This is a genomic window from Frankia sp. CcWB3, from assembly GCF_977927595.1.
On the sequence record NZ_CDWRCK010000250.1, the window covers coordinates 1 to 6116 of the forward strand.

Sequence of the window (6116 nt, forward strand, 5' to 3'; positions counted from 1 at the left end):
GCCCACAGCCATGCCCGTGAACCGTCACCTACAGCAAGATCACTAAAGCAGGTGAATGTTTACCCTCTCGCCTCGTGGGAAACCTCCGCGGCGGAGCTGGAAGCCAGATTTATGACCGTCTACCACAACGCCCCGAGGACTACCACAATGCCCCAAGGAACACCAGTGATTCGTCTCCCCTACTGGGACGGTTCCGCAAGCAGCACGGTCGCGAACCGCGATGCAACGGGCCATCGTGAGGCAACGGGCCATGAGGCAACGGATCGTGAGGCCGTCGCGGCAGGTGAGAGTGCATGCCGATGTGCGGGGTAGGCCGGTGGGGTCTGCGGATCGCCGGCCGGAACCGAGTCCACCCCGGTCCGGGACGACCCGCGCGGGCCCGGGATCGGTACCGCGACGGATGAAGGGAGCGGTGCGATGGCGACCATGCTGACCGTCGCGGAACGTCACGACGCGCTCGTCCGGGCGCTGGACCTCTTCGACGCGCAGGTGCGGGCGGTGCCGCCCGGCGGGTGGGATGCGCCCACGCCCTGCCGGGATTGGAACGTCCGCGCGCTCGTCAACCACCTCACCGTGGAGCAGCTATGGGTGCCGCCGCTGCTGGCCGGCCTCACCATGGCTGACATCGGCCCCCGGTTCGACGGCGATCAGCTCGGGGCGGATCCCGTGGCGAGCTGGCCGGCGGCGGCCCGTGGGGCACGGGACGCCTGGAACCGCCCGGGAGCCTGGGCGTCGGTGCCGGTCCTCTCCTTCGGCCCCACGCCGGCGAGCGAGTACGCCTTCCAGTTGACCGCCGATCTACTGATCCACGGCTGGGATCTGGCGCGGGCGATCGACATGCACGGCCGGCGGGCCGGTGACACCTCGTCGGCGGCGGGCGTCGGGTCCGACCGGGACCTCGTGCACCGGGTCCACGAGCACTTGGCGTCGCAGATCGACGCTTGGCGGGCGGCCGGCATCTTCGCCCGCCCGGTGCCGGTCCCGGATGACGCCGACGAGTGGACGAGGCTGCTGACCCTCACCGGCCGCTCGCCCGACTGGCGGCCCGGATCCGGCGGATAGCTCGGCACAACGGATATCAGCACAACGGGTAGATGAGGATGGGGGCGCCCGACCCGCCGGGTGCGGAGGTAGCCGGGGCCGCGCAGCTGTGTTGCGGGCTCGGTGCCGTGGGTGTAGACGGGCCCTCGCCACTTGGCACCGGGCTTGGCACCGGGCTTGGCACCGGGTGTTTCGCCCCGCCCGCATCCGTCGGTGCCGGTGACACGGTGGCCGGCGAAGGCCCGCTCTTCGGGGAGGGGCCCACCGTGAGTGGCGAGGGATCCGTGAGTGACGAGGGATCCGAGCCGCCGCCGATGCCCAGCCTGCCGATCGCTGCCGGCAGCGAGCCGTCCTTGGCGACGGGGACCTCGGCCGCTGCCGCGGCGCCCTCGGCGCGTCCCCAGCTCACCCGTAACCCGGACGTCGCGATCAGACCGCCGACGGCGAACGCGGCCACGGCGCTCACAACGACGAGCAGGGCCAGGAGCAGCCGCACGGTGCGACGGTCACCGGAATCCACCGGAAAGCTCACGACCGTCTCCGACCGTCCGGCGTATCGATACCTGGAGTGAATACCCGTGAGCACAACTGTAGGCGTCGGTATCCGACGGCGGCCACGGAATCCCTCCGCATTGGGTGACCGTAGCTGATCGCGACGGGCTCCGCGGGGCAGCGGCACGCCGGATGGGAGTCGGATCTTGGGCCGAGGGGCCGCCCGGGTCCCGCCGGGCTCAGGAGCTCAGGACGCCGGCTTCCGTCCCGCCACTCGGTCCCGCCACTCGGTCCCGCCTCCCGCTCGGCCAGCAGCACCGCGAGGTCGTCCTGCAGCCTGCCGTCCACATGGGCGCGCAGAGCCCCGGTGAGACGGTCGAGTGCGTCGTCCTGGCTGCCGCCCCGCAGCAGGTCCAGATGATCGTCCAGGGGGAAGAACCGCCCCCGGCCGTCCCGGACCTCGGTGAGACCGTCGGTGAACAGCAGCATCCGATCGCCGACCGCCCAGCTCGCCGTCGTGACGGAGAATCGCTCGGCCAGCCCGAGTGGCGGACTGGGCGACTTCAGTTCCAGCGTGGTGCACTCGTCCGCCGAGACCAGCCGCGGCGGGTGATGCCCGGCCGAGCACAGGCCCAGCCGACCGTCCGGGTGGATGTCGACGATGAGCGCCGTCACGAAGTCCTCGGGTTCGGCCTCCCGACCCACCGCGCGGGCGCAGGCGGCGGCCACCTGTTCCGGGTCGAGCCAGGTCACCGCCGCCTCGCGGAAGGCGCCGAGCACTATCGAGGCCAGCCGGACCGCCGGCAGGCCCTTGCCGCGGACATCACCGATGATCATCCGGATGCTCTGCGAGGTGGAGACGACCTCGTAGAGATCGCCACCCACCGACGGCTCCTGGGCGGCGGAGAGGTACCGAGCCGCGAAACCGGCCCCGTTGAGCCGGCTTGGGACCGCCGGTAGCAGTGCCTGCTGCGCGACCTCGGCAACCGCTTTGACCTGGTGCAGTTGTGAGCGTTGCCGCTCCCGGTGCGCGCAGATGTAGACGGCGATCACGGCCTGGAGGGCGACCAGCGTAGTCGCGGCGAGATGCGGACCGGTCCCGAACCAATGATCCCAGAACCCGGAGAGGAGTGCCGTGATCACTGTCAGCGATCCGACCGCGGCGGTGACTCGGGGTGGACTGGTCGCCGCGATGATCAGTGGCCCGAGACCGAAGTACCCGACCAGGATCAGGCCGGGCGTCGCGTCGAGGACGATGACCGTGACGAGGACGAGCGTTCCGGCGATGAGGGGACGGACATCCTCCACCCCGCGGAGCCTGCTGAGTCTGCCCAGTCCGCCGGGTCCGCCAGCGCCTGAACGACGTCTTCGCATGGGTCATTGTCCCGGCCGGATCGGGGTTCCGTAAGAGGCCCTCGCATTTCGGCTATTCGGTAACACCCCGCTACCCGTAAGGTCAGGTTGGTCCGTGGACCAGGTCGGCCTGTGGGCCAGGTCGGGTCGGGTGCCCGTCGGGTCAGATCGTCAGATCGCGTGGGCCGAGCGTTCTCCCGGCTGATGGAGGTGCCATCGCTCGCCGTCCTCCAGCTGCGCCGCGAGGGAGATCAGCAAGGTCTCGCTGTTCGCCGGCCCCATCAGCTGGGCGCCGACGGGCAGTCCCGCCGCGGTGCGTCCGGCCGGTACGTTGACGGCCGGCCAACCGAGGACGTTCCACGGCCAGGTGTAGGGGCACGCCGCCACGATCGCCTGGTCGGTGGCCCAGTTGCTCTCCCGGTTGAGCTCGCCCACCCGGGGCGGCGACGTGGCGGTCGTCGGGGCGAGTATGACGTCGACCCGTCGGAAGATGCGGCCGATGTTGAGCCGGGCCAGTGGCTCCGCGGCGCGTGTCAGCGGGAGGAACGGGCGCAGCATCCGTCCGGTCCGCGCGTTGGCCATGGTCCGCGGGTCGAGCAGGGTGGGATCGGGCACCCGCCCGGCCCAGTCGCGGATGCCGTCCATGGACCGCGGCAGGAAGATCGTGCCAAGCAGGCCGTAGGGCGGCTCCACCGGCACGATGTCGTGCCCGCAGCCGGCCAGGATCTCGGCCAGCCGTTCCACGGCGGCCCGGACGGCCGGATCGAGGGCCACCGGCATCCCGCTGTACGGGTGGTGCAGGGAGAGCCCGATCCGCAAGCGGGAAGGGGGATGGCCGGCGGCGGTGAGGAACGGCTCGGCCGGCGCCGGCGGTCGATCCCGGTCGATGGGCAGGCTGCCGGACAGGATGTCGAGCAGCAGGGCCCCGTCGGCGACGGTCCTGGTGAGCGGGCCGTAGACAGTGAGCCCGTTGAACTGCTCGCGGACCGGGGCGCTCGAGATGCGCCCGCGCTGCGGTTTGATCCCGACCAGGTGGGTCCAGGCGGCGGGGATGCGCACGGAGCCCGCCCCGTCCGAACCGATCGCCGCCGGTACCAGCCCCGCGGCCACCGCGGCCGCCGCGCCTCCGGAGGAGCCGCCGGGAGAGTAGTCGAGATCCCACGGGTTACGGGTCACCCCGAACGCCCGGCCCTCGGTGAACGGCCACTGCCCGAACTCGGGGGTGTTGGTCTTGCCGATGATGATGGCACCGGCCGCCTTCAGCCGTCGCACCATCTCGCTGTCCCGGACCGCGGGGGAGAACTCCCCCATCGCGCCGAAGGCCGTGGGGGTACCGGTCAGGTCGGTGTCGTCCTTGATCGCAATGGGCACGCCGAGTAGTGGTCGCCATCCCGTCGCGCCCCACCAGCTGCCGCGGGCGTCCCGGCTGAGTCGGCCGGACCGGCTCCCGCGGGCGGCGAGTGCGACGTCCGCCGCCTCGGCCTCTGCGAGGGCAGCCTCGGCCCGTACCCAGCGGAAGGCGTTAACGGTGGTTTGGGTCGCCGCTATCCGGGCCAACGCGGCTTCGACGAGCTCGCGGGACGTCATCTCGCCGGAGGCGAGGCGTGCGGCCAGTGTGCGGATGCCTTCGAGTGGACCGTTCCGGTCGGCTGCGGAGGACATTGTGGGCACATCCGACATCAGCCACCCCCTGACGCTCATGGCTGCTGTCCGAACCGTAGCCGACGCCGGGTCGTCCGCACCGTCGATCGCCCGATACCTCCCATTATCACCTGCTGTGGGTGCATTGGGGAGAGATGATCTATGATCGATATATTGGTCGTTATGTGGCATTTGTGTGTTTATGGATAGTATTAGGTATCGGTGATGCGGCCCCGTGTCCCGTCAGGGCGCCCACATCGGGTTATCCGCATTGATTCCGGGTATGACAATGAGAAGTACGGCTAGTGAACATCCCGCCCGGTCGGGTTTCTCTGCGCGCCACGGGGATCCGCCGGTAGTCCTGATCGTAGATGCGGCCCGGCCAGTTGGTCCGCGGCGGTCCCGGTCGGACGGGCTGAGCGTGATGCCAGCTCAGCCGTTGACCAGCTCAGCCATCGATTCCAGGTCGGACCCGGTCCCCAGGTCAGACACCGAACACCTTCCAGGGAGGAACCGAACGATGCCAATGGACCCGAGTTCAGTGATGCCGGAGCCCGCACGGACCGCGCCGCTTCCTGCCGACGACACGACCACGGCTCCGTTCGCGCGCCCCCCGGTCCCGACCGGTACCGAGAGTGTAGATTCCGGCCCGGCACCCGGCCTAAACGGTCACGGTTCCCCGGCGCCGAGCCCCGACGTCATCGCCGCGACCACCGCCACCTCAAGTGTTAGTGGCCCGGGAAACGTCAGTGGCGCGGGAAACGTCAGTAGCTCGGGCCTGGCCGATGCGGACACGACCACCCCGGGCACCGGGGCCGACACCCCGGGCACCAAGGCCAGAGTGGCCGGCGGAGCCGCCGAGGTGCGCCAAAAGGTCAACGAGGCCGTCCAGACCCTTGCTCCCCATGTGTCGGTCGCCACCGAGAAGACCCTCGCCACCAGCGGGAAAGCCGCGCGGTCCGTCGGGCAGCGGATGCGGAGCAACCTGAAGGCCACGGGCGGGGTCCTGGCCGGCACGGTGGTGCTGCTGCTGGTCCGGCGGGGACGGCGGGGACGGCCGCGCCGGGGATAAGTAATCCAACCACCTCGGTAGGGAGAAAACAATGATTACCTTCATTGTCGTCATGATTCTGCTCGGACTTGTCGCCGGGGCCGTCGCACGCGTATTGCTGCCCGGCTGGGATCCCATCGGGATTCTCGGCACCATTGTGGTGGGAATCATCGGATCTTTCGTCGGAGGATTCCTCGGCTACGTCCTGTTCAATAAGGATGTCGGCGAAGGCGCTCTGCAGCCGTCTGGCATTCTCGGGTCCATCATCGGTGCCATCCTGGTTCTCCTGGTGTGGCGGAACGTGGGGGGCCACGGCGGCCGGTCGGGGTCGACCCGCAGCCGTCGTTACGCCCGCCGGTAATCGCGATACCCGTCGGCGACCGGGTGACCGCGGCCCGGTCGGCAGCACGCAGAGCACCTGCTCTGACCCGACACCTGCTCCGGCCCGGGCCCTCCATACCTGCGGAGGACCCGGGCCGGAGCCTTCTGTGGTGTCGTTATGCGCCTTCGGTGTCGTTATGGAGTCGAAATGAAATAA

At 69.9% G+C, this 6116-nt stretch carries 6 protein-coding genes; 3 read left to right on the plus strand and 3 right to left on the minus strand.

What is annotated here, in order from left to right; all coding sequences use genetic code 11:
* Positions 1-417 precede the first annotated feature (417 nt).
* Entirely contained in the window at positions 418-1062 is a 645-nt protein-coding gene (locus ACY5KJ_RS16630) for a TIGR03086 family metal-binding protein (RefSeq protein WP_462188374.1), read from the plus strand.
* A 16-nt stretch (positions 1063-1078) separates the two neighbouring features.
* Here ACY5KJ_RS16630 and ACY5KJ_RS16635 read toward each other — a convergent pair whose 3' ends face one another.
* The 3 genes from ACY5KJ_RS16635 to ACY5KJ_RS16645 all read right to left on the minus strand — a co-directional run bounded on the left by ACY5KJ_RS16635 (position 1079) and on the right by ACY5KJ_RS16645 (position 4566).
* Positions 1079-1573: a hypothetical protein gene (locus ACY5KJ_RS16635; protein ID WP_462203799.1), complete on the minus strand. Its 495-nt coding sequence runs from the start codon at positions 1571-1573 to the stop codon at positions 1079-1081.
* Positions 1570-2841 carry a PP2C family protein-serine/threonine phosphatase gene (locus ACY5KJ_RS16640; protein WP_462203800.1) on the minus strand — a complete coding sequence of 424 codons (1272 nt, stop codon included), beginning with the start codon at positions 2839-2841 and terminating at the stop codon, positions 1570-1572. The genes ACY5KJ_RS16635 and ACY5KJ_RS16640 overlap by 4 nt, the downstream gene beginning before the upstream one ends.
* Positions 2842-3057: 216 nt before the next feature.
* On the minus strand, positions 3058-4566 hold the full coding sequence (locus ACY5KJ_RS16645) for an amidase (RefSeq protein WP_462203801.1): 1509 nt from the start codon (positions 4564-4566) through the stop codon (positions 3058-3060).
* A 481-nt stretch (positions 4567-5047) separates the two neighbouring features.
* Between ACY5KJ_RS16645 and ACY5KJ_RS16650 the strand changes: the two genes are divergently transcribed.
* Positions 5048-5599: a hypothetical protein gene (locus ACY5KJ_RS16650; RefSeq protein WP_462203802.1), complete on the plus strand. Its 552-nt coding sequence runs from the start codon at positions 5048-5050 to the stop codon at positions 5597-5599.
* 31 nt (positions 5600-5630) lie between these two features.
* Positions 5631-5939 carry a GlsB/YeaQ/YmgE family stress response membrane protein gene (locus ACY5KJ_RS16655; RefSeq protein WP_462188378.1) on the plus strand — a complete coding sequence of 103 codons (309 nt, stop codon included), beginning with the start codon at positions 5631-5633 and terminating at the stop codon, positions 5937-5939.
* Positions 5940-6116 lie beyond the last annotated feature (177 nt).